Raw genomic sequence first — 25,754 nt, forward strand, 5'->3', positions numbered from 1 at the left:
TTGATGTTGTGGTCAATCAAAAAAGTTTACCTAAGGAAAGAAAAAAGATAAGGAAATTCGTATTTTATGTTCCAAAAAATGTCTTTGCGTATATTTTCGTTAAAATGTTAGCTGTACCTCTTTATGGCCACTAATTTGAGTTTATGTAATATTGGAACAGGAATGAAATAACGCTGTTCAACTATCATGGCCAGATTGTTGAACAGCGTTGGTTGGGTTAAGTTCCATCTATGCATAAGGAATTTTTTCGGAAATTAACTGTACATCTTTTAATGCCCTAAAAATTTCAATTCTAAAGAGGGGAATGCTACATGGCACGCTACCTCTTTTGATATTGGCCATTTTATGGGGAAGGAGAAAAGGTATGAATGGAGAATAAAGAAAAAGTAGAATGTTTATGTTGTTTGTTGTTTTACTACCTTGATCACATAACGTAAAACAATTTTAGCAAATGATTAAATATAAACAATCTGAGGGTGAGTAAGATGAGAAATATTCATGATAAGAATACATGGCCAGATTGGCTACTGAGACAATAGACATTGTTGAACCGAATCCAAGATGGATCAAAAAAAGGTGAGAATGAAAAAGCGTTACTTCTAGATATTCTTTCTCGTTCAGATATAACTGAAATTCAACATTATGCAAGTACATCTATTCCGAATTTACCATCGAAACCAATTATCGCTTTAATGGCTAAAACTGATTCATTTGAAACGGTAGAAGACATAGCTTCATTGTTGGTTGATTACAATCGGTATTTTGTACATCCTGATTTAGATCAACGCCCGTGGCAAAAGTTCTTTGTGAAAGTAACTAACGACCATTGGTTATTTGTTTATTTAGTAACTACGATTCTATTCTTGTTGCTGAAGGGTATGACTCCGTAAGCAAGGAATACTATTATCGCCCAATCGGTGAGGCATTGAATTTAAAGAATTAAGCTCTGATGTATTAATAAGAGAAATTCAAGACGAAATAAAGGCAAGCATAACTAATCTAGGACTTAGTAAATAGAAAATCCAATAAGTTTTGAAATAAAAACATGATTAATATAGCGATAGAATAAGTAAAATCCTTACTATGTAGTAAGGCAAATTGAACTGTTTTCACCGCTAAAAAGGTTGTCACCTTTAATAATGCTAAAAGTTAAGAGTATCTATAATTGCACAGATATACCTTCAATTCAACTGTTTGCACAAGTAATAGTGTGAGAATCCTTTTGGAAAATTCTCCAGTTTCCCTATCTCCTTAAATCCGAGCTTATTCCCATTCACCTCAAATTATTTATAGTAAATAGCATAACCACAAAGCAAATGCTTTTCAACATATGATAAATGTTGAACCAAGAGTTACTTAGTCAAGATTCATATAAAAGGGTATTAATATCTAAATCTGTTGCCCTTTTCATCTATATACATATAATTGTGAATTTGGAACATAATGTAGACATACATGAAGAGTAAGGAGAGATTCTATGAATAGTCCTAAAGAACCCATAAAAGGTATTTTAGGGGTAGATGTCAGAAGCAGGCATAAAATAAATGAAGAGAGTCTAGACAAGTGCTTTCATAACCCAATTATTCATAAGCAAATTAAAGGGGATAAAGTATATGTACATTAAACTTAGATAGAATTTGGTCTAATCCTTAGTTAAAGGGTTTTAAATCCAATCACGGGAATGGGTTGTACATTTACAAGGGGAAAATCGAAATTTCACATAAGTTTAGAAATATAGTTTTGGGAGTTTTGTAATTTAGTCATTAAATATAAATATTTTGAAAGGAATACGATAATCTTATTACTTTATCGAGAGCAAAAAAGAAGATAATTTTGCTATGACTCTAATATTATCTTGATATCGAGTCTTCCAGAAAAGGGTGCGATTGTGGAGTAACACAGACTGAAAATGATTAAACTTTTTTATAAAACCGAATCTTAAATTTGATAGATAAGAATACATTTTGATCAATCTCTTTTCAAAATGTATTCTTTTTAATTATCGTAAAATACCGGTTTATGGGTGTTTTTGATCAAACTTTATTTCAAAGCAACATTAAAAAGGCGTTGATCCCAGCTCTAGTTGTAATATGTACGTCCATGGCCAAGTCCGCTTCATGATGGCCTCCCTCGATATACAATTTTCCGTTCACCATATTAATGCCGTTCAGTTCGACGAAAGGCATGAAAAAGCGATATTTGATGCGCTTTATCGAGAACGTTGTTTCTGTGCAACTCAAGTAAATATCAATAGATTGGTGACATAAACGGTTGAATATGATAAAATTTGACCGCGGTCATAATTTGACTATAGTCATAATTTTATGGGGGGATTCATGTGCTACGAGAATCTAGAAAAAAAGATTTAAAAGAGAGAATTTTTTTCGAAGCTATTCGTTTGTTTTCTGAAAAAGGAATAGACGAAGTTAGTGTATCTGAAATTACTAAAGCATGTGGGATTGCAAAAGGGACATTTTACAATTATTTTTCTACTAAGGAATCTGTTCTTTTATACTTTGGACAATTGCAAATGGAACGGATAACCATTATCCAAGAGAGTTCACAAATGGATGTAAAACAGAAAATCATCACATTATTTACTCGTTTAACGACAATGTATAAGGAATACCCAAAATTAATGAAATTTGCTGTAGCCGAAGTGTTCAAATCCTCGGGGATTATTGATGATGAAATGAATGCGATTCTACAACTTAAAGACCTATTAATGAAATTATTAAAGGAAGAAATAGAACGTGAACAAATTAAAGTTCATGGCGAACTTGAAGACATCGCATGTATTCTCTTAGGAACTTACTTTACATCGGTAATTATGTGGGTATATGATGAACAATCCACAACTACACTTCTTCAAAGTGTGAACCGAAGAATTTCACTGATTCTTGAACAATTTATAATGAATATGGAGGATTAACTATGATGATACTCCAAATCATTTCGTGTTTAATACTGTTTTTCCTGACCTTTATTCATGTTTATTGGGCATTTGGAGGAACAAAAGGAATAAGTGCCGTCATTCCTCAAGATAATCATAATCAGTACAAGTTTAACCCTGGGAAATGGGGAACACTTTTGGTAGCTGTTTGCCTTTTTAGTTCATGCTTAGTTTTAGGAATTCAGAGCTCCCTTATCCCATTTATAAAACAATCAAAACTAGTTCATATCCTTTGTTTTTTTTGTTTCCTCGTTTTTGGTCTTAGAGCAATGGGTGACTTTAATTATGTAGGTTTATTTAAAAAAAGACGAAAAACTTCTTTTTCTAAAATGGATACGATTGCCTATACTCCACTTTGTCTGTTTCTTAGTTTTATATTTATTTATGTCTTTATGACAAAATAGGAAGGAATCTGTATATGAAAAAAGTAATTATTTTAGGTGGTGGAATCGCTGGATTATGTACAGCCATAGCACTTCACCGAATTGGAATGAATGTACAAGTATTTGAGAAGGCAACACAACTAAAGACCGCAGGAGCAGGGATTATTTTAGCACCAAACGTCATTCGAATCTTTGAAGAGTGGGGGATTACACATCAACTGAAAAAACAGGGTCAGTTCATCAATCGTTTTGTTATCTCCTCTGATAAAGGGAAAAGCTTATCAAAGCTTAATGAAAATCAATTTCCTGAAAAAACAATTGCTATTCACCGTGCAGATTTACATAATATTCTTCTACAGGAATTAAAGTCAGTCCCTGTTTATTTTGGAAAAAAAGCTGTTAAATGTCATCAACATCCGCATGGAGTCACCGTTTTATTGAATGATGGTGAAGAAGTCACAGGGGACATGTTAATTGCGGCAGATGGAATTCATTCTGTAATTCGAAAGCAATTGCTTCCGAATATATCGCTTCGTTATGCAGGCTATACTTGTTGGCGAGGAGTTACTCTACTAGAAAACCACATGAAATTATCCGCCGAACTTCATGAAATATGGGGACCGAATGGACGCTTCGGTTATTTACCGATCTCTAAAACAAAGGCATACTGGTACATGCTTATTAACACCCAGCCAAATAATCGCCACATATCCAATTATATTGTTTCAGATTTGATCGAACGGCTAAAAAACTATCCCCAGCAGGTAACCGACCTATTAAAGCTTTCCGAAAATCATCATGTCCTCAAACACGATATTTATGATATTCCTACAATTGATCAATATGTTTTTGACAATATCGCTCTTGTTGGGGACGCAGCACATGCTATGACACCAAATTTAGGACAAGGGGCATGTCAAGGAATTGAAGATGCCTACATTTTAGGAATGTCCCTATCCGAACATCCGGATAGTGGATTACAAGAGTATCAGAAAAAGAGAGTATATAGAGCAAATAAAATCAGCGCCATTTCCAAACGAGTAGGTGTAATGGCGCAATTCGAACACCCTTTCCTTTGTCATATCCGAAATTTAATGATGAAAACAACTCCTCAAGCTTTTTACCAAAAGCAAAATCAATATATATTTGATTATCACTATTAATAACGTACTTGAGTCTTGCAAATTTAATTATCTAATCCATGAAAAGATCAGTATTCATAACGATAATTCGAATTATCGATTCTAAACCTTAAAGTCAAGTTTTTTTTGAAATTTTATATTTATATATAAATGATATCTTAAAGGAGGTTTAAAAATGCAACAGCGTACAGTTGGTATTTTACTATTTAACGATGTAGAAGTATTAGATTTTGCAGGACCATTTGAAGTTTTTTCTATAGCGACTTTTTCTAATTCAAATGAAAAGCCGTTTATTGTCAAAACAATATCAGAAAATGGAGACTTAGTTACTGCAAGGAATGGTTTGAAAGTTTTTCCTGATTTTAGTTTCGCTAACCATCCTTTATTAGATATTGTGATTATTCCTGGGGGGTATGGAGCTGAACAGATTGAAATAAACAATCCTAGTATCATTGAATGGATTAAAGCCCAGCAATCAAGAACAGAGTTTCTGACTTCAGTCTGTACTGGTGCGCTGCTTCTTGCAAAAGCAGGAATTCTAGATGGAAGAAAAGCGACAACGCATTGGATGGATATTGATCGATTAAAACATGAATTTCCTAAAGTATTAGTCCAGCGTGATGTTAAATATGTCGATGAAGGATCAATTATAACATCTGGAGGAATTTCAGCAGGAATTAATATGTCGTTTCATCTGATATCTCTACTGCATGGAAAAGATGTAGCTGTAGAGACAGCAAAACGAATGGAGTATGAAATTAAGTTGTAATTTTCCACTAACTAATGAAAGAAGGATGATACTTCTGTGTGGTTAGGTTCTTTTGTGCTATCAGAAACATCAACTTCGTTATTAACGATCTCTCGCAGTAGGATCGCTATTCTGGGATAAGGAAAGGTGCTTATTTCAGTTTAAAGGCTATATTCTTGAATGAGAGAAGGAATTATTAGAGAGTAAATCGAAGCTTTAAGTTATTCATTTAAAACGTGGAGTTAGTTGTACAAGTTCATAAGGTGGTATTAAAATGAGGTGTTATCAATGATATTAGTGAGTTCTTGTTTAGCAGGGTTACAGGTAAGATATAACGGTACGCATAGTTTAGATCTTAAGATCAGTAAACTAATAGAAGAGAATAAGGCAATACCTGTATGCCCGGAATTGCTTGGTGGATTTTCAACCTCAGAGAACCTGCTGAAATAATAGGTGGTAACGGGGATGATGTATTAGATGGGAAAGCTAAAGTAGTCGAGAAGTCAGGTAGAGACGTTACGGAATTATACATAGAAGGAGCTTACACTACTTTAAAAAAAGCTAAAAATGTTAATGCAACAGTAGTTGTTCTTAAGGAGTATAGTCCATCCTGTGGAAGTTCAATGATTTATAATGGTGAATTTATAGGGGAGAAAATTGCTGGGAATGGAGTTACAACTGCTTTTTTAAAAAGAAACGGTTTACAAGTAATTTCAGAAGAACAATTTGCCGATTATTTCGATAAGATAATATAATATAACTTATCTTCAAATAATGGACGAGATTCTTGTATGAGTATTTTTAAATGACTGTATTGCTAAAGTACCTAAAATATTCTTATTTAACAACTTTATTTTACCCCTATCCAAAACAGGACGGGGATATGTGTGTTGGCAGTATTAAACTTAAACAACTTATTATAACCGTGACATTTCCTTATTGCGGGTGATAATAGCATCGCTGGTACTACCCCCTCCTTGTTGTTGTCTTACCTGCAATGATCAAGCCTAAAATGATTTTGAGAGTTGGTATGAAGGAACCCTTTTGAACAATAGTAGGGTGATACACATAGAAGTTATTAAATTTATGGGTGTCATCAAGACATTTTTATAGTTGTAGATTTAATATTAAAAAAAGAATGGTGTGGCAGTTTTTTAATCTACCATGACACTTTTTATTAGTCAATATCTTACAAGAGAGCCTTAATCAAATGTGTTACACTAACTATCAGAAATCAAAAGGAGGTTGTTCGTATGGGACAAGAAGAAAGAACGGTACGTTTTGATCATGATTTACAAATAGAAGCTTATCGTTTTGAAGGAATCATGCAAAAGTTTCCGAACCACTTCCATGAATATTATGTGATTGGGTTTATAGAGAGTGGACAAAGACGATTATCTTGTAAGAACAAAGAATATGTAATAGGTACCGGTGATATTATATTTTTTAACCCTCTGGACAATCATGCCTGTGAATCAATTGACAACCAAACATTAGACTATCGCTGCTTGAATATCAAGCCTGAAATCATGCGAAAAGTTACAAAAGAGATTACAGGGCAAGATTATCTTCCTTCCTTTACTTCTCCTGTTGCCTATCATAGTGAACAAGCTCAATTGTTGCATAATCTTCACCAGATGATTATGGATGATGAAATATCAGATTTTGAGAAAGAAGAAACTTTTTATTTTCTTATTCAACAGCTTATTGAAGAATATACCGAAGCCATCGAAGATACAGAACCGAGAGCTATTAAACAAGAAGTTGAAAATGTCTGTCACTACATAGAAGTACATTATACAGAACATATTGCTTTAGATGATTTAGCAAAAATAGCTAATATGAACAAATATTCTTTGTTACGCTCATTTACCCGGATTCGGGGGATTACCCCGTATCGTTACTTACAAACGGTACGTATTAATGAAGCAAAGAAACGATTGGAACAGGGGGTAAAACCACTTGATGCGGCAATAGGGACGGGTTTTGTAGATCAAAGCCATTTTAGTAATTTCTTTATGGAATTTATTGGATTAACACCCGGACAATACAGGGATATTTTTATTCAGAATGATAAATGATCTGCTTTAATAATTTCCCACATTTATTACCATTTTCATTTGGGATTCAGCTCAAATATAGGAGTTTGATTTTCGTGGGTGAAAAGTCATCATCGGAAAAACGTAATCCCAAATAAGATAAAAAATAAGGATGTGATTATTTTATGCTTAATGAAGAAATTCGCTTTTCCAAAGCTCTAAAATCGATTGCTAGAAATCAAGAACTAAAATCCTATTTTCAAAATTCAAAAGAACTTTTCCCGATTTTTATTAAAGGTGCTAACCGATTTGTGGCTGGAGAAACACGTACGGAAGGGCTAGAGCGTGTTATAAACCTATATAACAAAGGGTATCAGGTTTCATTAGAATTTATTGGCGAAAATACAACATCCGAAGAAGAATGTATGCTTACCAAAAATGAATTCAAAGAATTAATAAAAGATCTCGGGAATAATCAAATGAAGGCTACCGTATCATTTGATCTTTCTCATATCGGAATGATGATTTCTGATGCAGTAGCATTTACTAATTTAGAAGAATTAGCAAAAGAAGCACAAAAACATAATATTCAACTTATGATAAGTATGGAAGAATCACAAAAAACAGATGAAATTTTATCACTATATAAAAGGATATCAAATTTATTCTCAAATGTTGGGATAACATTACAAGTTCATTTGAAGCGTTCATCTATTGACCTAAATGATCTATTGAAAACCTCGGGTAGAATACGTTTAGTAAAGGGGGCTTATCAAGAGTCTGAAGGTACATATATCCCAAGATCCGAAGAGTTAAATAAACGGTATATAGAATTTGTATCTATGTGTATAGATAGTAATCATCCATTGTCTGTCGCTACACATGATGAAAATATATTGATGGACCTAAAAGCAAAAGGATTTCTTTATAGTTCGAATGTTGAAGTTGAGATGTTGGATGGGGTTCGACCTGACCTATTAAGATTTTTAAAGGAGGATAATATCCAGGCTAAAGTTTATGTAACATATGGTAGTGAGTGGTATTTATATTTAGTTCATCGTATTGCTGAATATCCTCCGAATATTTATACTTTTATTTCAGATATAATTGAACAAAATACTGATAGAGAAAAAATACATACTAAATAATGAAATATTATTTTCTAATGTTTCCTATAATTTAGTATCTTCAACAATTGGGCGCTTTTCTGAAATAAGGAAAGTGTCTTTCTTCATGAAAAGGGCCAGATTGTGGAATAACTCTAAAAAAGAAAATTGTGTATTAAGGTTAAATTATATAGAAAAGATTGTGAAGGAATGTACTTAAAGGAACTAGCATGTTAGTTGAAGAAATAATTAATTATAAAAGATAAGTTTTTCTTATAGAGATTAATAAAAACAATAAATTTTTTTATACTTTTTATTCAAGTACAATTAAGTTATAAGTTATAAGTTATACGGTTAGGCGTTGTGTATTTAATACAACTAGATGAAAGGAAGATTAGATGTATTTTGAATTAGACCAATCTCTATTAATTATTTTGATTGTCTTTGGATTTTTAGCTTCATTTATTGATTCAGTTGTAGGAGGCGGTGGACTGATTGCATTACCTGCATTATTATTTACAGGGCTGAGCCCAGCATCAGCAGTTGCTACGAATAAATTAGTAGGGACTATGGGCTCTTTAACGAGTACATTTATGTTTTATCGTTCTGGCAAACTCGATTTAAAATCAATATATAAATTTTTTCCACTCGTTATTATTGGCTCAATGCTAGGTGCGTGGACTGTCCATTTAATGGACCCTGAAGTTCTTAAGCCGTTGATGTTGGTAATGCTCGCTGCTGTTGCAGTTTACACCATTTTTAAGAAAGATTGGGGTGGCATCTCGACCTATAAAAAATTGTCCATCGAAACTTCATTATTTTTATGGTTTTAATCTTTGCTATTGGTTTTTATGATGGATTTCTTGGTCCTGGAACAGGTTCATTTTTAATGTTTGCTTTTTTAATGATTGGATTTAAAAGAGGAAGTGGTTATGTACGTGCATTGTTTATTGCTGTAACCTTTATACTATTAGCGAAAAATATACATGATCTTATCAATTTACACTCTCTTCCCTAAAAGGTTTATTAAATAGAAATCGTTTTGGTAAACGATTGAGCTTATTAAAGAGGTACAGAATTATCCTATAAAAAGGGAAGACTATTATGTTCCCTGCATTACTTATTTTATAGAGAAGACAAAGGAGAGGATTATGGAAACCACGATTAGAAAAGTAGATAAGGAACAGGTTTGGGAATTAAGGCATAAAGTGATGTGGACCCATAAGGACTATGACTACATTAAGTTAGAAGATGATCATTTAGCTATTCATTTTGGTCTTTTCCAAGAAGACATCCTGATTTCTGTCATCTCACTTTTTATTAATAATGAAGAAGGTCAATTCCGAAAATTTACTACTGTAGAACAAGAACAAGGTAAGGGATACGGAAGTGTTTTGTTAAACTATGTTTTAAAGGAAGCAAAGATTTACGGCGTTAAGAGAATCTGGTGTAATGCCAGAAAGAATAAGGTGACTTTTTACAAAAAATTTGGTTTGCAAGAAACCCACTCCAGTTTTATAAAAGAGGGTAAATCCTACATAATAATGGAGAAATATTTGTAGTCCATTATTGGGACTACCCTACTGCAAGTAAATTGTGAAGAATCGTACTTAAACTGATATGAACGAAACTGTCAATAGCCCACCTTATTTCGGTCCATTTTTTTGGTTTTTGGGCAACCTTAATACAGAAGCTTATACTGCTTCCTTTCCAGTGGTCAACCAAGATTTGGTTAGACTACTTCCTCGTCATCTTGAAGACCTCCTCTCAATACAATGATAGGTTGTCAAGTGGTTTCCTTTACTAGCTATCATTGTATTGAGATACTCCTTTAAAGATGAGAGGAAGAGGTAAGCATACGGCACGAAGGCAAAAGATCTCTACAACGGTTAGCACTCTGATATTCGTGGGTGGTCAATATTCCTATTCACCTTAATTATTAATTCATTTAACATGAAAATAGAAAAATATGGAATTTGGAAAGAGTCGTTTAAAAGTATATAACGGAGCTGATCAGGTTGAAAGTATTAGATGGCGTCCCACCCACATTTTAACGAAAATATACTTTAAGCAAATTTCGACAAAAAATGAGCCGGATTTTCTACTCTAAGAAAAATCCGGCTATCTTATTATTTAAATTTTATTAGAAATTTATATTTTACAATTATATTTCAACCTCTGTTTCAGATAAATTCAATGCTTTTCCGCCTACCTTTACCTCAATAATTTCTTTCCCTTGAGTAGTTAACGCTATAACTATTTCCGAAGGCCTTTTCATAGAGTAACCTTGCTCAACAGATATATTAATAACATGTTCAGGTTTGATTTTACCATATTTATAAAGATAACATGAAAGGGCACCATTGGATGTACCAGTTGCAGATTCTTCGGGAATTCCATATAAAGGTGCCAAATTTCTACAGTGAGCATTTGAACCCTTTAGTGATTCAAGGGTAAAAATATGATAACCAATGGTATTATATTTACTGCTGATATTTGTTACTTTTTCCAAATCTGGCTTTATAGAATTTAATATATCTAAGTTTTTAATCGGTATAAGTATATCCCTAAGGCCAGTAGATACAATTTGTACTGGTAGATCCCCCAACATTTCATCTATAGTAATATTTAAGGAATCTGCAATTTCCTCCTTGTCTATTATTTCATAATAGCTTGGAGCATTTTGATCCATCATAATTGATAGGTCTTCCATTACTTCTACACTTAAAATTCCAGCCTTTGTTTCTTGAGAATATTTTCCTGGTTTAATATATCCTTGGCTTGAAAGTGTATAGAACGCTGCTATCGTTGCATGGCCACAAAGATCAACCTCTTCATTAGGTGTAAAGAATCTAACCTTGAAGTCAGCAAGGTCTGACTTCATGACAAAAGCAGTCTCACTAAAACCGATGATACCTGCTATTTTTTTCATGTCCTCATTTGATAGATAATCAGCGCTAAGTACCACTCCGGCAAGGTTCCCTCCTTCAATGGATTTTGCAAATGAATTTAATGTATAAACTTTTAACTTCATAATATGATCCCTCCAAATTGTATATCGATTTTATATTTGCACGATTGTCCCAACATTCATTTCTTCTGCTTTTGATACAATATATTTTGAAACTGCAAGATCCTGCAATGCTATGCCAGTATTATCAAAAATCGTAATTTCTTCATCACTTGTACGTCCTTTCGCATTTCCAAGTATGAATTGTCCGATTTCAGTCAAATTGTTTTTGCCTAATATACCAGCCCTTATAGCACTTTGTGTTTCTCCGACTGTCGATGCCTGTGTAATATCATCTACATATACAGAAGCTACCTCAAAGATCTTTTCATCTATTTCCTGTTTTCCAGTCATGTCTGCCCCCACACAGCTGAAATGTATGCCTGGCTTAATCCACTCCTTAAAAATCAGTGGTTTTCGCGAAGGCGTTATCGTAATTACTGCATCGGTTTCTTCCAAAGCTTTCACTGGATTTTCTACAGCTACAAACTGAACTGACTCAATTCTTTGTTTCCAGCTCTTATTATAAGTATCGTTAATATCATTTATGATTTTTTCTAGTTCCGTCTTTATTGAATACTGGAATTTTGATGCATTTTCATATTTTACGGGATCATATATATATACCTTGGTTATTGTCTGAACTTGAGATAGAGTGGCTGCTATTTGAAAAATCGCCTGAACTCCTGTACCAACAATCATTAGTGTTTTTGAATCTTGTTTTGACAGGTGTTTCACGCCTATTGAACCTGCTGCTCCAGTACGCATTCCTGTCAAATAACTTGCGTTGATCATTGCCTTAGGAAATCCATTCTTCAAATCAAATAACATAGTCAGCCCTGTTATAGCTGGAAGTCCTTGATTTTTATTATCACCAAACCATGAAACGAGTTTTAATCCAAACACATCTTCTTCATTCAGCATCCCTGATTTAATATCCATTTCTGCCCTATCCTCAAAAATCACCTCAGATACCATGGAGAATAGTCTCGCCTGATTGTTGGCTTTAAGCGCATAGGCTTTTTCTACACATGCTACTGTATTCTTGATATCAAGAATGTTCTTAACATCATTATCACTTAGAATTTTTATTGGTACCATAGTTATCATTCTCCTTTTAAATTTTAATATCTGTTAATGTAATTGTATTTGAACAACAACTAAAAGTCTCCAACCATTCTTGGTTGTTATTTAACCAACCAAATGATATGGTAAGATTACTATTATTTGGGAGGGATTTCATGTTAGATATCAACTGGAGACCTGATAGAAATAATCCTACTCGATTGAATATACAGATTGTTAACTTCATAAAGGACAAAATAGTAACTGGAGAATGGCCGGTTGGTTTCAAATTGCCAAGTCAGCGGACACTTTCTGAAATCTTCAGTGTAAACAGAAGTACCGTAGTATCTGCCCTTGAAGAGCTGGCAGCTGAAGGCCTTATTAACGGTAACGCTGGTGGAGGGACAAAAGTAAAAAACAATACATGGACATTAATGTCCATTAATCATTCACATAATTGGCTTCCCTATATATCTTCGGGATTACATCAAACAAATCAAAAGATAATGCAGCAGATCAATCAGGCTGAATTCCAACCTGATATCATCCGAATGGGGTCCTGCGAACCTTCCCCTGAATTAATACCTAACAAAATGATTCAGGGAGTACTAAAAAACCTGTCTAAGTCTATGGGATCGCTGGGTTATGAAGAACCAAAAGGAAATATCCATCTAAGAAGAGAAGTATGCACATACCTTAAAACAATAGGAATAGGAGCTGATCCATCCTCAGTTTTGATTACCTCTGGTGCTTTGCAGGCACTGCAGCTTATTTCCCTTGGCCTTTTGAACACTAACTCAGTAGTATATGTTGAAAAGCCATCCTATCTATACTCTCTTAGAACCTTTCAATCCTTCGGAATGCAGCTTTCGGGAATTAAGCTGGATGAAGAAGGTATAGAAATAAAAGAATTGATTGATCGACATAGGCGGAGAAAAGGAGCAATGCTTTTTACAATACCTACTTTTCAAAATCCTACCGGAAGCGTCATGTCACTTGAAAGAAGAAAAACGCTTGTTGATGCGTGTGATAGGGAACGTTTGCCTATTATCGAGGATGATGTATATAGGGAGCTTTGGTTTGATGAACAACCTCCACAGCCAATAAAGGCATTTGATAACAATGGACTTGTATTATATATTGGTGGGATATCGAAGAATTTAAGTCCTGGTCTTAGGATTGGATGGATTGTTGGATCAGAAAAAGTCATTGAAAGATTGGCAGATATAAAAATGCAAACTGATTCTGGAACCAGCTCACTCTCCCAGAATGTAACCACAGAACTATTCTCTAGTGGTCTTTATTATCAGCATAACGATATAATGAGGAAAAATGTTAAGCTACGAAGAGATGTTGCACTTGAAGCATTAAAGAAATATTTTACCAGCATCGGTACATGGAATATCCCAAGGGGCGGATATTTCATCTGGCTTAAGTTAAATAAAGGTATATCCATGTACCAGCTTTTTACTAAAGCCTTAAGTCGGAAAATACTTGTTCACCCTGGAGATTTGTATGAGTTTCACTCTGATCAATATTTAAGAATTTCTTATTCTTATGCATCCTTAAATGAAATTGACTACGGAATTAAAACTCTTTCAGAATTGGTAGCAGAACAAATTTTTTAAGTTTAATATAGAGATTTAAATATTGCAGATAATTATAAAAATGAGTATTGAATAACCACTGTTTGAGATTCGAAAGCATCATCAACTCCTCTAGTTCCTGAAGTTTTTAATCATTAATCTAGCTAATTTTCTAAAAAACCAATTGTCTTATAACTCAAATAACCTATGCGCAGAACCCAAACTTTAACACAAATATCCATAGTTCTGCGTATTTGTTCGGCCCCCTAAAGCAAACTTCCCCCAAAATAATTAGTCTGAGGGAACACAAAACACACTTCAATTTTTACTCAAAAACCTCCTAAGCCTTTAATATCAGACTATTTCTTCTCTATCAATACTATGCACTCCACACGTGCGGACACTAGGTTGCAGATAAAATTAATAAATATGTGTTGTATTTGTCTATATGGTGACCCCTGTTAGAAGATAAACCTAGACCAGAACTTGAAATTATGTCTTGGAAAGAGTGTGGACGGAAGAGAACTGTAATGAGACAATCCACAAACGGGCAGAATTAATGGGAGGACATTATGGAATTATTTGAGTATAAAGAACGAATTGAAAAACAAGTAGAAAGCTATGTATTATCTGAGGAACAGTTACAATTTACAGGTATACCAAAGAAATGCATAGAATTATCAAAAGTCGATGCTGATAGACATTCTATATTGTTTTTTGTAAATAATGAGCTTGTGACATTCTTCTTGCTTCATGAAAATGAAGGCGTAAAGCCTTACTCTGAAAATTCAAAAGCTATGCTATTACGAGCGTTTTCAACGGATTATTATTATCAAGGAAAAGGATATGCCAAACAATCATTATTGTTACTACCTGATTTTGTTAGTTAAGAATATCCACATATTAGTGAGATTGTATTAGCGGTAAATGTGAAAAACTTTACTGCACAGTCGCTATATAAAAAGTGTGGCTTTATTGACGAAGGTATACGAAAAATAGGAAAAAAAGGCGAACTTATTATTATGAGCTTTTATTTATAAATTAGTTATCGTGAAAGATTCGACAACCGAATTAATAAACTTTATTATTTTTTTGAAGCATTCCCTATTGTGTTTATTGAAATTAAATAACTTTAAAGAGTAATACTATTTACGATTTATAGTATTGCTCTTATTTTTTACATCAAAATTAAAAAACATTATTATCTGTTTATACTATTTTTATTTAACCTATGATCAACTTATCAGTAGCTGTTCACATCTCTCGATTAATACAAACTAATTCCTTAATGTACAGGTAACACCTTAAATTATGTCAAAAATGTGTCTAAACGTACAATTTTCTTTTTTTGATATGGTGACCCCTAAAAGAGCATGGAGTGAGAACACCTCATGCTCTTTTTTGATTTCAACCTATTCTCTATTGACCTGCCATTTGTGATAAAATCGTGAGAAGACTATAAAGCGAGGAGAAAATTATGCAGGTTGTTCGGACCATCATTCAAATTGCCATTCTATGCTTATTTTATGAAATTGGAAAGTGGTGTACAGACTTCTTTCAATTACCCATTCCCGGAAGCGTAATCGGGATGCTTTTTTTGTTTCTACTATTATTATCTGGTGTAGTGAAAGAAAGATTATTAATGGACGGGACAGGATTTTTCCTAAGACATTTTTCCTTCTTTTTTCTTCCCTTGTCTGTTAGTGCAATGGTTCTGGGGCCATATTTTATAGATTTCGGATGGAAGCTCATTGTCATTCTGGTTATTAGCGGGATAACTGGATTTGTAGCAACAGCCTTATCAGCAGAGAGTTTAATAAGATGGAAGGAGAAACGAAACCATGATCCATCTCATTAGTACACTGTTGGCATTAGCCATTACAGTATTGTATTTTATCTTTGGGGTAAAGATTCATCGACTTTGGCCAACCCCCGTAACGATACCTATATTTATTAGTACGATTGCTGTCATTGTCACATTATTGATCATCGATATTCCTTATGAACAGTATGCAGACTTCACTTCTTTCATAACGTATTTACTAGGACCTGCTACTGTTGCCCTTGCGTATCCCCTTTATCAGCACCGAAAATTATTAGTACAGCATGTACAGCCTATCCTTATCGGTATCCTGTTCGGAAGTGGAATGTCTATGCTTATTTCTTATTTCTTCAGTATGTGGTTGGGGATCCCATCTGAATGGAGCCGCTCCTTGCTTATTAAAACCATTACAACCCCAGTAGCAGTTGATATAGGAAAGGTTATTGAGGCGAATATAGAAGTCATTCCAACGGTCGTCATTGTGACGGGTATGTTCGGAGCTATGATCATACCGACTATATTAAAGTGGCTGCATGTAAAGCACCCCATTGCAAAAGGGCTTCCATTCGGGGTGATTTCCCATGGAGTAGGGACGGCACAGGCTATTAAAGAGGGCGAAAGGGAAGGGGCAGTAAGTGGTGCCGCCATGGCATTAACCGCCACGATCATGTCCTTCGTCATCCCGCTCCTATTTCTTTTTGTTTGATATAGTAATTGAAGGGAGTGAATCCCATAATAATTAACCACCCTACTAAACAACAGCTTTCCCTTTTAAAACATAGTGTGTTTCGGTATAGTAAGGGAAGGTAAAATTTCAAAAGAGAAGGAAGATAATATGATTGTCAAAACTGATGAAGATTTAAAAGCGTTAAAAGAAATCGGCCGCATTGTGGCGATGATCCGTGATGAATTACGCTCTCAGACAAAGTCTGGAGTAACGACTAAAGAGCTTGACGATATTGCTGGAAGACTGTTTGAAGAAAACGGAGCCATTTCAGGCCCTAAAGGAGAATATGATTTTCCTGGTTTCACATGTATCAGTGTGAATGAAGAAGTGGCCCATGGGATACCCGGTGACCGTGTGATCAAAGAGGGAGACCTTGTCAATATTGACGTATCCGGTTCTAAAGATGGCTACTATGCTGATACAGGAATCTCATTTGTTGTTGGGGTGGGAGACCCAAAACTTACAGATTTATGCGGGGCGGCATTAAAATCATTCCAAGCGGGACTCCAGAAAGCAAGAGCTGGATCAAAGCAAAACGGAATCGGCAAAGCGGTTAATAATGAAGCGCGAAAAAATGGTTATACGGTGATTATGAACTTAACTGGCCACGGTGTAGGACGGTCTCTTCATGAGAAACCTGATCACATCTTAAATTATTTCGATCCATGGGATAATGCACTGTTAAAAGAAGGAATGGTCATCGCGTTTGAACCCTTCATCTCAACCAAAGCACAAAACGTAATCGAAAAGGGAGACGGCTGGACCTACATCACACCCGACAACAGCTTCGTTGCCCAAATCGAACACACCATCATCATAACCAAAGACGAACCAATCATTTTAACACAATAAAGCAGTGAGGGACGGACCTTGACTCCTAGGAGTAGCTCCTAGGAATCAAGGTCCGTCCCTCTTTTTGTATAATGAATAAATAGAAAAAAGGGAAACCGATTTTTGATACCGGTTCCCCTTTTTCTATTAAACGATTTTCGTTTTACCACACTCTTGACACTTTCGATAAAACTTCCCATCTAATACACGTGATTTAAATATATTGTTCCCACATTCGCAGCGACCACTGTGTTCGTCGGGATCATCTTTATAAAGTACGATATTTTCTTCCTGATTCTCCAACCTTGTCATCCTCCAGTTCAACCAGTACTTCCTATAGTATAGTAGGAATCTTCTAGCTTGTTAAGATTAAACTCACTTCTTTTTTAAGACTATATCTTCTTCAATTAAAAAATATTTGAAGCATTTACGATTTATTCACCTACCCAAAAGACAACTTGACCTCTAAAATTAGCGTCAAAATAGAATAGAACTCTTTAACCTTTTTATCCATAAATACCCTTTACGCCTATTATTTTCATCTGAAATTACCATAGTATTCCTATACATGATAGTTTATACAGGAAATCGCTTTCTATTACATTAGTGAAATATTCTTGACGCACGATATTAAAGTTCCTGTTATTGAATTGAGATTTTACTATGTTAGTATTTTCCCTGTTAGCACAAACAAATAAATCGCTAGCTACATAAGGAGGAATTTTTTCTATGAAACTAAAAAAATCGATTATTTCTGTGGCTGCATTTACTACACTTGCAGTGTCTGGTGGAGCTAGCGCTTCAGCACAAGACATCGAAGTTAAAAAAGGTGACACTTTATGGGGAATTGCCCAGGAATACGGTACATCCGTTGATAAACTCATGAAATGGAATAATTTAAATTCACACTTAATCTATCCTGACCAAGAACTCACGGTATCATCCAAAGAATACTATACAGTTAAAAAAGGTGACACACTCTGGGGAATCTCTTCACAATATGGAGTTTCCGTCGACAGTTTAATAGGCTGGAACGCTCTTGAAAGTGACCTGATTGTCCCTGGACAAGAATTAGTCCTCAATCTAGAAGATAAAAAAGCACCTTCAGCTACTGCAAATACTTCTGAGCAAGCAGCAGCTCCTGCTCAAGAAGAAACAGCAGAAGTAGCTCCAGAAGCTGAAGCGCCTGCAGCAGAACCAGCTGAGGCACAACCTGCTGAAGAAGAGCCGGCAGCAGCAGAACCAGATGCACAAGAGGAAGCTGTAAAGGAAATCACTGTAGAAGCAACTGCTTACACAGCAAGTTGTGAAGGCTGCTCAGGTACGACAGCTACTGGCGTAAACCTTTTAGAAAATCCAGATGCTAAAGTGATTGCAGTAGACCCGGATGTCATTCCACTGGGATCAAAAGTATTTGTTGAAGGCTACGGCTATGCAACCGCCGAAGATACAGGTGGAGCGATTAAAGGAAATCGAATCGATGTATTCATCCCATCAAAAGACCAAGCCGTTGATTGGGGCAGAAAATCAGTTAACGTAAAAATCCTTGAAAGTAAATAATAGATTGGAACCACTGAGAAGTCATTCTCAGTGGTTTTTTATTCTTCAACACATTTTTAATAGCTTATCTCTAAACACAATATGCAAATGGAATAACTTTCTTAATAGCTTCTTCATTACCAATTTACTTTCAATTCATCCACGCTTTTCAACTAGTATTTCCCTTCAAATGAAAGACTTAGAAGCACTTCCAGCTGAATCGACAGAAAACAATAAATATTACAGGCTTGTCATCTAATTGTTATCGGTTTATAAACACCCTGTTATATATCTGAGGTAAGTCTATGTTACTATTTCTACTGTTGGTTTCATAGACCAAACACAAAAGGAGGAATTTCACAAGATGAAAAAAGTATTATTTTCCATTTTTTCCTTCACAGTTTTTCTAACAATCGGACTTACTTCTGCCTCCGCAGAACCAAAAGATACTGCAATGAATGATTATCATAATATAGAAAAAGGCGATATTCTTTGGGAGATTGCAAATCGATATCATGTTTCGATCGATGAGGTTGGCACTCGCCAACAACTTTTAGAAGAAGGTTATACTGTGAATAACGTACAAGAAGAACAAGCTGTTAAATCCGCTGATACGGAAACTTCCGGGGACAATGTTGTAAAAGAGGTTAACGTAACCGCTACGGCGTATACAGCTTATTGTGAAGGCTGTATAGGCATTACAAAGACGGGGGTGGACTTAATCGAGAACCCCGATGCCAGAGTCATTGCCGTCGATCCGAGTGTCATTCCACTGGGATCTAAGGTATTTATAGAAGGATACGGTTATGCCCGTGCGGAAGATACAGGTGGAGCCATTAAAGGGAAACGCATCGACATTTATATGGAAAAAGAAAAAGATGCCCTTAAATATGGTGTACAAGATGTCAATGTGAAAATTATTGAAGAGTAACGAATAGGAAAGGGCGCCGACTTAGGCGTCCTTTTTGTATCAAAAACTATTTTCCTTGAACTTCAGAGCCTTTTCTAGCAGAAGGAGCTACGGATTTCATCTCAATTTAATCACCCATTTGTTGTTGAGCTAATTTTTCAGCTGTTTCACGTTGTGATTTGTCTTGCTTATTTTTTTCATGACTCGACCTCCTCCCATACATTCTTTTATTAACCTTCACGGAAACATGAAAATTACTACAAGAACTTCATCCATAATTCCCAGTTAAACTTCAAATGAATTTAGAGAAAATCATTAATTATATCCTTCATAACGTCTATTCTCCTAACATAAAAGTTAAACCATGTTAGTCAACCATATTCGACTTAACAAATTTATTAAGCGTGTTATTTCCAGTTTCTCATGCTAGAAAATTCCGGAATGGACTTTAAAGGAAAAAAAGAATTGGAATGAAAACGTTTAAATGACAAACACTATAAAAAAATTTAATGGTTATTACTTGCAAAGTTAAACTTTTTTCTGGTAGGGTAACAAATGTTGGTTTATGAGAGTGTGGTGAGGGAATAGGTAATAAGTAATTATTCCTCCACAATCCTCAGAATGCACATATTCCCATCTGCATTAACTGAGACTCTTTCATGATGAAGTTTATTGCCGCCGGTGTACATACTTTGATAAACACCCTTAATCCGGCTGTCGTTACCTTCATACAGAAAAGAGCAAAAAATACATTGAAAATGGAAAGGAGAATTTTATGAAGAGGATATCAAATGTTTTCTGGATTACCGTTGCATTGGTTGCAGCATCTGTTGCCTATGGTGTCATCGCGCCAAAGTCATTTGAAAATGTAACAGCTGATATGCAAAGCTTTATCACCTCAACATTCGGTTGGTATTATCTTATTTTAGTCACAGTGATAGTTATTTTCTGCGTATTCTTGATCTTTAGTCCAATCGGAACGATAAAATTAGGAAAGCCAGACGAGAAACCTGAGTACACGAAAGGAACATGGTTCGCCATGTTGTTTAGTGCAGGGATGGGAATCGGTTTAGTATTCTGGGGGGCAGCAGAGCCGCTGTCACACTATTTGACGCCTCCACTTGCTGAAGGTGGAACGAATCAGGCGATCAAGGAATCAATGCGTTACACGTTTTTCCATTGGGGAATACATGCATGGGCGATCTATGCGATTGTCGCTTTAGCACTCGCTTATTATAAATTCCGTAAAGATGAGCCTGGCTTAATCTCAGCTACATTGAGACCGATCTTTGGAGATAAAGTGAACGGTCCACTGGGAACGGTCATCGATGTACTGGCTGTATTCGCCACTGTTGTCGGTGTTGCCACAACGCTTGGATTTGGTGCAGCACAAATTAACGGAGGACTCTCGTATCTACTGGGAGTTCCAAATAATTTCACCGTTCAATTCATTATCATTGCGGTAGTAACCGTCTTATTTATGATATCGGCATGGTCTGGATTAAGTAAGGGAATTAAATATCTATCTAATACGAATATGGTACTGGCAATTGGAATGTTCGTGTTAATGTTCTTTATCGGACCTACATTGCTCATCCTGAATATGTTCACTGATACACTCGGTGCCTATATTCAAAACATCGCTGCCATGAGTTTCCGGATTGCCCCATTAAACGCAGAACATCGCGGGTGGATCAATGGCTGGACGATTTTCTATTGGGCATGGTGGATTTCCTGGTCTCCATTTGTCGGAATCTTCATCGCACGTGTATCACGAGGCAGAACCATTCGTGAATTCTTAATCGGAGTACTACTGCTGCCTGCTTTAGTCAGTTTCATTTGGTTCGCTACTTTTGGTACATCTGCCATTGAAATTCAACAAGCAGGAACAGATATATCAGGTCTAAATACAGAAGAAGTGTTATTTGCTGTATTTAACGGTTTTGAATGGTCAACGATCCTTTCAGTCATTGCCATCACATTAATAGGAACATTCTTTATTACGTCTGCTGACTCAGCTACATTCGTTCTGGGAATGCAAACAACCTATGGATCATTAACTCCTCCTAACTATGTGAAGTTAACTTGGGGACTTGCTCAGTCTACTGTTGCATTAATCCTGCTCTATAGTGGAGGACTACAGGCATTACAAAATGCATTAATTGTCGCTGCGTTGCCATTCTCAGTCATTATGGCCCTGATGATGCTGTCTCTGTATAAATCACTGAATCAAGAGAAGAAAGAGCTTGGATTATACATCAAACCTAAGCCACGAAAAACAAAAGAGCCTAAAGAGCACATGTAGAAATCGTTTTAGCGCCTGGAATTTTTCCAGGCGCATTTTTAATATCAAGCACTTCCTTTCTAGACATTTTACTCATTTTCTGCTCCTCCATGATACGCAAAACCCACTGTTCATAGGCAATCTGCTCCAAATGCATTACATTGATAAAAAGTGAATACTGATTTTAATTAACCTACAATTTGTCCACTACATACATTAATATCGTAGTAAGATAACTGGAGGTGACTGATGATGTATGGATATGGATACCCTGGATATGGATATGGCTGCGGTGGTGGTGGCTACGCTGGTGGCTTTGCGTTAATCGTAGTTTTATTCATCCTATTAATTATCGTTGGAGCAGCGTTTGTTTGTTAATAATAAATGAATGATGGCTAGGTGACCTCGACAAAGTCAATGATTTCTCTACCAACATCCGGTGAAGAAAGAAAGGATTACTGGGGTCATCTTTTTTTACATAATGATTGTCACATAGTGGTTCTCGTATTAGAATACAAGAGGAATCAATACTCTTGTAAAGGATCGAGCCTCGATGACTAAAAAATTCGCACAAACAATGCGACCCAGTAAGAAAAAACGATCCTCACCATTTAGGATCGTCCTTATACCCATCATCGTCTTAGCTATTTATTATGCAGTAAATAATGGAGAAACCACTTATAACCTGTCTTCATTTGGTAAAGAAGAGGTCCCCCCCGAATATATTCCCATTTATAAAGCAGCTGAAGAGGAATACGGGGTACCATGGTATTTACTGGCTGCCCACCACCGGGTCGAAACGAAATTTTCCACCATGAAGACTCTTGTGTCTCCTGTGGGGGCTGAAGGACACATGCAATTCATGCCATGTACATTTGTCGGCTGGTCACATCCGAGTTGCTCAGGCTTAGGGAAGGGGAATATTCCACAAAACCAAAAAACTGATCCTAACGTCATTGAAAAGTATGGTGGTTATGGGGTCGATGCAAATGGAGATGGAATAGCCGATCCTTTTCAAATTGAGGATGCAGTGTTTAGTGCTGCTAACTATTTGGAACGAAATGGAGCAGCCGATGGAAAAATCGAACAAGCCGTATTTGCCTACAATCATAGCGACAAATATGTAGAAGATGTTTTGTACTATGCAGATCGATTTGTAGAAAATGAAGAAGTGGAGTCAGGCAAGGCTATGTGATTCCTTGATAATTTTGGAGAAGAGCCGGGTATTTATTTCGGTTCTTTTTTTCTCTTACGTAAAATTTGTTGTTTTTTACTTTATTCCACTTCCATTTTCTACTTATCATATACACTCACATAATAAATTGTTATGATAAGGTTCGTGAATTTTTTCGTATGGCAAAGGTGATTCAGATGAAAACGACAGAAATGATAGAAGAGTGGAAAACCGCTCTGGATATGGAAATTCTTCAACTAAAAAAACGCGAAACATCTGGAGTTTTGATAGAAGAAGGGAGATGTATCCGAAAAGAAGAAAATGCCTATATTTATTGGTTCACCCTTAGTTATCCTGCGTCTTTACCAGAAGGAGGAGGCGTAGTTTATAAGAGAAAGCAATCAAGAATCACAGGGGTGGTGATTAGTTCAGAGGACAGGGAGTGCATGATTGAACTCGATCAATTCATAGGAGACCCTATTTCTTATGGTCAAATATTACATGAACCATGGGAAATATTAGAGAAGTTAATAGAAAGATTAGACGAAGCAAAAGAGAGCCATGGAAAAACAAAGCGTATTCAGCATGTGATGAATCCAATGAAAGAAACAAGGCATCCGAAGACTACGTTTAAAAATCCTTTACACGAAGCATATGTGCGCAGTAAGTATAATCCTGTTACGTATCTATGGGGACCACCTGGAACAGGAAAAACCTATACGCTTGCCAGAGTAGCTGCTTATCATTATACAGAAGGAAAAAAAGTACTGCTTCTTTCCCATAGTAATGCTGCAGTCGATGTCTTAATAGAAGAAATGCATCACTTTCTCAGCAGCCACGATCGGTGGAAGAGAGGGGAAGTCATCCGCTATGGTACCAACCAGAAAGCGTATAGTAAAGAAGTTACAGATTTAAGCGTGCTTCAATTATTAGAACAACTTGACCCCAGCCTTGCAGAGGAAAAAGGAAAGGTCGAAACCTACCGTAGAAGGTTAAAAAATAAACTGGCGAAAACGTATTCAAGTTACGATTCAGAACGGTTGTCTCAACTTGAAGTTCATTATCAAAAAATCAAAGAAAAGTTTAAACGAAGAGAAGGTGAACTTGTCACAGACGCAAGGGTCATCGGCACGACTCTCTCTAAAGCTGCGATTGATGGCATTCTTTATGAAGAAGAGTTTGACCTTGTTATCGTGGATGAGGCGAGTATGGCGTATATACCTCAGGTAGCATTTGCTGCATCCCTTGGAAAAAATATCGTTATTTGCGGGGATTTCAAACAGCTCCCGCCTATTTCTACGTCCTTTCATCCAATGGTAACGAAGTGGCTGAAGGAAGACATCTTTCATTCGGCTCAGGTTGCACATGCTGTTGATAAGAGCAAGGACCACCCTCAGTTATTATTACTTCCAGAACAGCGGCGAATGCATCCAAGCATTTCGGCATTTACCAATCGCTATATCTACCATTCGAAGGTAGGCGATCACCATTCGGTAGAAATGATGAGAGCGGGGATTACGAATAAAATGCCTTTCCCTTCTCATGGAGCCGTATTATTTTCACTCAAAGAAGGTACGGAATGGGCAGAGACTCAAAAAGGCTCACGTTGGAATGTCCTATCCAGCTTAGTGACGATCCAGCTTACTCAGGAGGCGATCGAGGATGGTATTCAATCTATCGGAATCGTGACCCCCTACCGTGTTCAAGCGAAGTGGTATAACCTTTTACTGGACGAATTAGTAAAGACCACAAATCCTCAATTGAATTTATATGCCGCTACGGTTCATGGCTTTCAGGGTTCGGAAAATGACTTGATCCTTTTTGATCTCGTTGATGCAGCTTCCCATGGGAAACCGGGGGCACTACTCACTCGGAAAGGAAGTGATAGGCTACTGAATGTAGCGATTACGCGAGCGAGGGGGAAGTTCGTGCTTATTGGGAACGATCAATTTATTCAGAAGAAGACACATTCCTCCCAACCCATTCATAAATTCATACGTCATCTTCAACAGGAAGGGCATAAGGAAACAAGTTCCTCATTCAGCCCTTCCTCGACTAAGAAAATGAAGTGGACTGATATAAGTGATCTAAACAGACTGATGAAAGATTTTAAGGCAGCTAAACAAAAGATCGTAGTGAACGTTGGACTTGTCACAGATATCCCTCAAGAGATATTAAGCATATTACACACAGTATCCAGTGAGAAAAACGTCATTATCCAAAGTAAAGACGGCAGTACTTCGCAACCTGGAAACAGTTTCAAAATTAAAAAAGCAACAACGGGTATTCCATTCATCGCGTTAGATGAAAAAGTCATTTGGTTCAATTCTTTTGCAAAAGAAAAAAACCGATTCCCTTATCATTTAAGGATTTTATCAAAGAGAATCACGGGTCAATTCCTTAAAATGATCGAAGAAAAATAAGCGGTGGTCCTT

General features: G+C 36.0%; 23 protein-coding genes and 2 pseudogenes. 21 read left to right on the forward strand and 4 right to left on the reverse strand.

Features of this window, described 5'->3' with window-relative positions:
• Nucleotides 1–545 precede the first annotated feature (545 nt).
• The gene (locus F0342_RS10265; protein ID WP_188048488.1) at nt 546–890 is read left to right on the forward strand and encodes a GrpB family protein; all 345 of its coding nucleotides are present in this window, start codon (nt 546–548) and stop codon (nt 888–890) included.
• Between the two features lie 1,155 nt (nt 891–2,045).
• Here F0342_RS10265 and F0342_RS10270 read toward each other — a convergent pair.
• Nucleotides 2,046–2,186: a hypothetical protein gene (locus F0342_RS10270; RefSeq protein WP_188048489.1), complete on the reverse strand. Its 141-nt coding sequence runs from the start codon at nt 2,184–2,186 to the stop codon at nt 2,046–2,048.
• A gap of 152 nt (nt 2,187–2,338) precedes the next feature.
• Between F0342_RS10270 and F0342_RS10275 the strand changes: the two genes are divergently transcribed.
• The 9 genes and pseudogenes from F0342_RS10275 to F0342_RS10315 all read left to right on the forward strand — a co-directional run bounded on the left by F0342_RS10275 (nt 2,339) and on the right by F0342_RS10315 (nt 9,933).
• Nucleotides 2,339–2,932, forward strand: coding sequence for a TetR/AcrR family transcriptional regulator (locus tag F0342_RS10275; protein WP_188048490.1), 594 nt, complete (start codon nt 2,339–2,341; stop codon nt 2,930–2,932).
• Nucleotides 2,933–2,934: 2 nt separating this feature from the next.
• Nucleotides 2,935–3,357 carry a DUF3995 domain-containing protein gene (locus F0342_RS10280; RefSeq protein ID WP_149155849.1) on the forward strand — a complete coding sequence of 141 codons (423 nt, stop codon included), beginning with the start codon at nt 2,935–2,937 and terminating at the stop codon, nt 3,355–3,357.
• A gap of 14 nt (nt 3,358–3,371) precedes the next feature.
• Nucleotides 3,372–4,499 carry an FAD-dependent monooxygenase gene (locus F0342_RS10285; RefSeq protein ID WP_149155850.1) on the forward strand — a complete coding sequence of 376 codons (1,128 nt, stop codon included), beginning with the start codon at nt 3,372–3,374 and terminating at the stop codon, nt 4,497–4,499.
• 154 nt (nt 4,500–4,653) lie between these two features.
• Entirely contained in the window at nt 4,654–5,247 is a 594-nt protein-coding gene (locus F0342_RS10290) for a DJ-1/PfpI family protein (protein ID WP_149155851.1), read from the forward strand.
• A 267-nt stretch (nt 5,248–5,514) separates the two neighbouring features.
• Nucleotides 5,515–5,981 (forward strand): annotated as a pseudogene (locus F0342_RS10295) (2-thiouracil desulfurase family protein).
• A gap of 498 nt (nt 5,982–6,479) precedes the next feature.
• Entirely contained in the window at nt 6,480–7,307 is an 828-nt protein-coding gene (locus F0342_RS10300; protein WP_149155852.1) for an AraC family transcriptional regulator, read from the forward strand.
• A 143-nt stretch (nt 7,308–7,450) separates the two neighbouring features.
• Nucleotides 7,451–8,413: a proline dehydrogenase family protein gene (locus F0342_RS10305; RefSeq protein ID WP_149155853.1), complete on the forward strand. Its 963-nt coding sequence runs from the start codon at nt 7,451–7,453 to the stop codon at nt 8,411–8,413.
• A gap of 356 nt (nt 8,414–8,769) precedes the next feature.
• A pseudogene (locus tag F0342_RS10310) lies at nt 8,770–9,389 on the forward strand (TSUP family transporter).
• A 133-nt stretch (nt 9,390–9,522) separates the two neighbouring features.
• Nucleotides 9,523–9,933, forward strand: a complete 411-nt coding sequence (locus F0342_RS10315) for a GNAT family N-acetyltransferase (protein ID WP_149155854.1) — start codon at nt 9,523–9,525, stop codon at nt 9,931–9,933.
• 602 nt (nt 9,934–10,535) lie between these two features.
• Here F0342_RS10315 and F0342_RS10320 read toward each other — a convergent pair.
• A complete protein-coding gene (locus tag F0342_RS10320; protein ID WP_149155855.1) occupies nt 10,536–11,405 on the reverse strand; it encodes a PhzF family phenazine biosynthesis protein in 870 nt (289 codons plus the stop codon).
• Nucleotides 11,406–11,435: 30 nt separating this feature from the next.
• Nucleotides 11,436–12,482, reverse strand: a complete 1,047-nt coding sequence (locus F0342_RS10325; RefSeq protein ID WP_149155856.1) for an ornithine cyclodeaminase family protein — start codon at nt 12,480–12,482, stop codon at nt 11,436–11,438.
• A 140-nt stretch (nt 12,483–12,622) separates the two neighbouring features.
• Here F0342_RS10325 and F0342_RS10330 point away from each other — a divergent pair, with 140 nt between their 5' ends.
• The 5 genes from F0342_RS10330 to map all read left to right on the forward strand — a co-directional run bounded on the left by F0342_RS10330 (nt 12,623) and on the right by map (nt 17,433).
• Nucleotides 12,623–14,074: an aminotransferase-like domain-containing protein gene (locus F0342_RS10330; RefSeq protein WP_149155857.1), complete on the forward strand. Its 1,452-nt coding sequence runs from the start codon at nt 12,623–12,625 to the stop codon at nt 14,072–14,074.
• A 530-nt stretch (nt 14,075–14,604) separates the two neighbouring features.
• Complete coding sequence (locus tag F0342_RS10335; RefSeq protein WP_395940674.1) at nt 14,605–14,922, forward strand: hypothetical protein; 318 nt, start codon at nt 14,605–14,607, stop codon at nt 14,920–14,922.
• Between the two features lie 587 nt (nt 14,923–15,509).
• Nucleotides 15,510–15,890 (forward strand): CidA/LrgA family protein, encoded by a 381-nt coding sequence (locus F0342_RS10340; protein WP_149155858.1) that lies wholly within the window; start codon nt 15,510–15,512, stop codon nt 15,888–15,890.
• Entirely contained in the window at nt 15,874–16,560 is a 687-nt protein-coding gene (locus tag F0342_RS10345) for an LrgB family protein (RefSeq protein ID WP_149155859.1), read from the forward strand. Before F0342_RS10340 ends, F0342_RS10345 begins: the two co-directional genes overlap by 17 nt.
• A 129-nt stretch (nt 16,561–16,689) precedes the next feature.
• Nucleotides 16,690–17,433 (forward strand): type I methionyl aminopeptidase, encoded by a 744-nt coding sequence (map, locus tag F0342_RS10350; protein ID WP_149155860.1) that lies wholly within the window; start codon nt 16,690–16,692, stop codon nt 17,431–17,433.
• Nucleotides 17,434–17,559: 126 nt separating this feature from the next.
• Here map and F0342_RS24830 read toward each other — a convergent pair whose 3' ends face one another.
• Complete coding sequence (locus F0342_RS24830) at nt 17,560–17,715, reverse strand: DUF8096 family protein (protein ID WP_172655591.1); 156 nt, start codon at nt 17,713–17,715, stop codon at nt 17,560–17,562.
• Between the two features lie 426 nt (nt 17,716–18,141).
• On the opposite strand from F0342_RS24830, the gene F0342_RS10355 reads away from it, so the two are divergent.
• The 6 genes from F0342_RS10355 (at nt 18,142) to F0342_RS10380 (ending at nt 25,742) form a co-directional block, all read left to right on the forward strand.
• Nucleotides 18,142–18,972: a 3D domain-containing protein gene (locus F0342_RS10355; RefSeq protein WP_149155861.1), complete on the forward strand. Its 831-nt coding sequence runs from the start codon at nt 18,142–18,144 to the stop codon at nt 18,970–18,972.
• Between the two features lie 343 nt (nt 18,973–19,315).
• Nucleotides 19,316–19,882 (forward strand): 3D domain-containing protein, encoded by a 567-nt coding sequence (locus tag F0342_RS25625; RefSeq protein ID WP_149155862.1) that lies wholly within the window; start codon nt 19,316–19,318, stop codon nt 19,880–19,882.
• Between the two features lie 754 nt (nt 19,883–20,636).
• A complete protein-coding gene (locus tag F0342_RS10365; protein WP_149155863.1) occupies nt 20,637–22,166 on the forward strand; it encodes a glycine betaine uptake BCCT transporter in 1,530 nt (509 codons plus the stop codon).
• 231 nt (nt 22,167–22,397) lie between these two features.
• Complete coding sequence (locus F0342_RS10370) at nt 22,398–22,523, forward strand: YjcZ family sporulation protein (protein ID WP_106298454.1); 126 nt, start codon at nt 22,398–22,400, stop codon at nt 22,521–22,523.
• A 175-nt stretch (nt 22,524–22,698) separates the two neighbouring features.
• Complete coding sequence (locus tag F0342_RS10375; RefSeq protein WP_262481695.1) at nt 22,699–23,340, forward strand: lytic transglycosylase domain-containing protein; 642 nt, start codon at nt 22,699–22,701, stop codon at nt 23,338–23,340.
• 176 nt (nt 23,341–23,516) lie between these two features.
• Nucleotides 23,517–25,742 (forward strand): DEAD/DEAH box helicase, encoded by a 2,226-nt coding sequence (locus F0342_RS10380; RefSeq protein ID WP_223145713.1) that lies wholly within the window; start codon nt 23,517–23,519, stop codon nt 25,740–25,742.
• Nucleotides 25,743–25,754: the final 12 nt, after the last annotated feature.

The sequence above is a fragment of the Bacillus sp. CH30_1T genome (assembly GCF_008364765.1).
Lineage (GTDB): Bacteria > Bacillota > Bacilli > Bacillales > Bacillaceae_B > Rossellomorea.

Excerpts from the sequence above, each read along its gene's own strand:
- F0342_RS10335 (WP_395940674.1), top strand. The coding sequence starts at position 14,605 with ATGGAATTATTTGAGTATAAAGAACGAATTGAAAAACAAGTAGAAAGC.
- F0342_RS10380 (WP_223145713.1), top strand. The coding sequence starts at position 23,517 with ATGAAAACGACAGAAATGATAGAAGAGTGGAAAACCGCTCTGGATATG.
- F0342_RS10320 (WP_149155855.1), bottom strand. The coding sequence starts at position 11,405 with ATGAAGTTAAAAGTTTATACATTAAATTCATTTGCAAAATCCATTGAA.
- F0342_RS10300 (WP_149155852.1), top strand. The coding sequence starts at position 6,480 with ATGGGACAAGAAGAAAGAACGGTACGTTTTGATCATGATTTACAAATA.
- F0342_RS10270 (WP_188048489.1), bottom strand. The coding sequence starts at position 2,186 with ATGCCTTTCGTCGAACTGAACGGCATTAATATGGTGAACGGAAAATTG.
- F0342_RS10375 (WP_262481695.1), top strand. The coding sequence starts at position 22,699 with ATGACTAAAAAATTCGCACAAACAATGCGACCCAGTAAGAAAAAACGA.
- F0342_RS10290 (WP_149155851.1), top strand. The coding sequence starts at position 4,654 with ATGCAACAGCGTACAGTTGGTATTTTACTATTTAACGATGTAGAAGTA.
- F0342_RS10280 (WP_149155849.1), top strand. The coding sequence starts at position 2,935 with ATGATGATACTCCAAATCATTTCGTGTTTAATACTGTTTTTCCTGACC.
- F0342_RS10330 (WP_149155857.1), top strand. The coding sequence starts at position 12,623 with ATGTTAGATATCAACTGGAGACCTGATAGAAATAATCCTACTCGATTG.
- F0342_RS10355 (WP_149155861.1), top strand. The coding sequence starts at position 18,142 with ATGAAACTAAAAAAATCGATTATTTCTGTGGCTGCATTTACTACACTT.
- F0342_RS10325 (WP_149155856.1), bottom strand. The coding sequence starts at position 12,482 with ATGGTACCAATAAAAATTCTAAGTGATAATGATGTTAAGAACATTCTT.
- map (WP_149155860.1), top strand. The coding sequence starts at position 16,690 with ATGATTGTCAAAACTGATGAAGATTTAAAAGCGTTAAAAGAAATCGGC.
- F0342_RS10370 (WP_106298454.1), top strand. The coding sequence starts at position 22,398 with ATGTATGGATATGGATACCCTGGATATGGATATGGCTGCGGTGGTGGT.
- F0342_RS10315 (WP_149155854.1), top strand. The coding sequence starts at position 9,523 with ATGGAAACCACGATTAGAAAAGTAGATAAGGAACAGGTTTGGGAATTA.
- F0342_RS10285 (WP_149155850.1), top strand. The coding sequence starts at position 3,372 with ATGAAAAAAGTAATTATTTTAGGTGGTGGAATCGCTGGATTATGTACA.
- F0342_RS10365 (WP_149155863.1), top strand. The coding sequence starts at position 20,637 with ATGAAGAGGATATCAAATGTTTTCTGGATTACCGTTGCATTGGTTGCA.
- F0342_RS10340 (WP_149155858.1), top strand. The coding sequence starts at position 15,510 with ATGCAGGTTGTTCGGACCATCATTCAAATTGCCATTCTATGCTTATTT.
- F0342_RS10345 (WP_149155859.1), top strand. The coding sequence starts at position 15,874 with ATGATCCATCTCATTAGTACACTGTTGGCATTAGCCATTACAGTATTG.
- F0342_RS25625 (WP_149155862.1), top strand. The coding sequence starts at position 19,316 with ATGAAAAAAGTATTATTTTCCATTTTTTCCTTCACAGTTTTTCTAACA.
- F0342_RS10305 (WP_149155853.1), top strand. The coding sequence starts at position 7,451 with ATGCTTAATGAAGAAATTCGCTTTTCCAAAGCTCTAAAATCGATTGCT.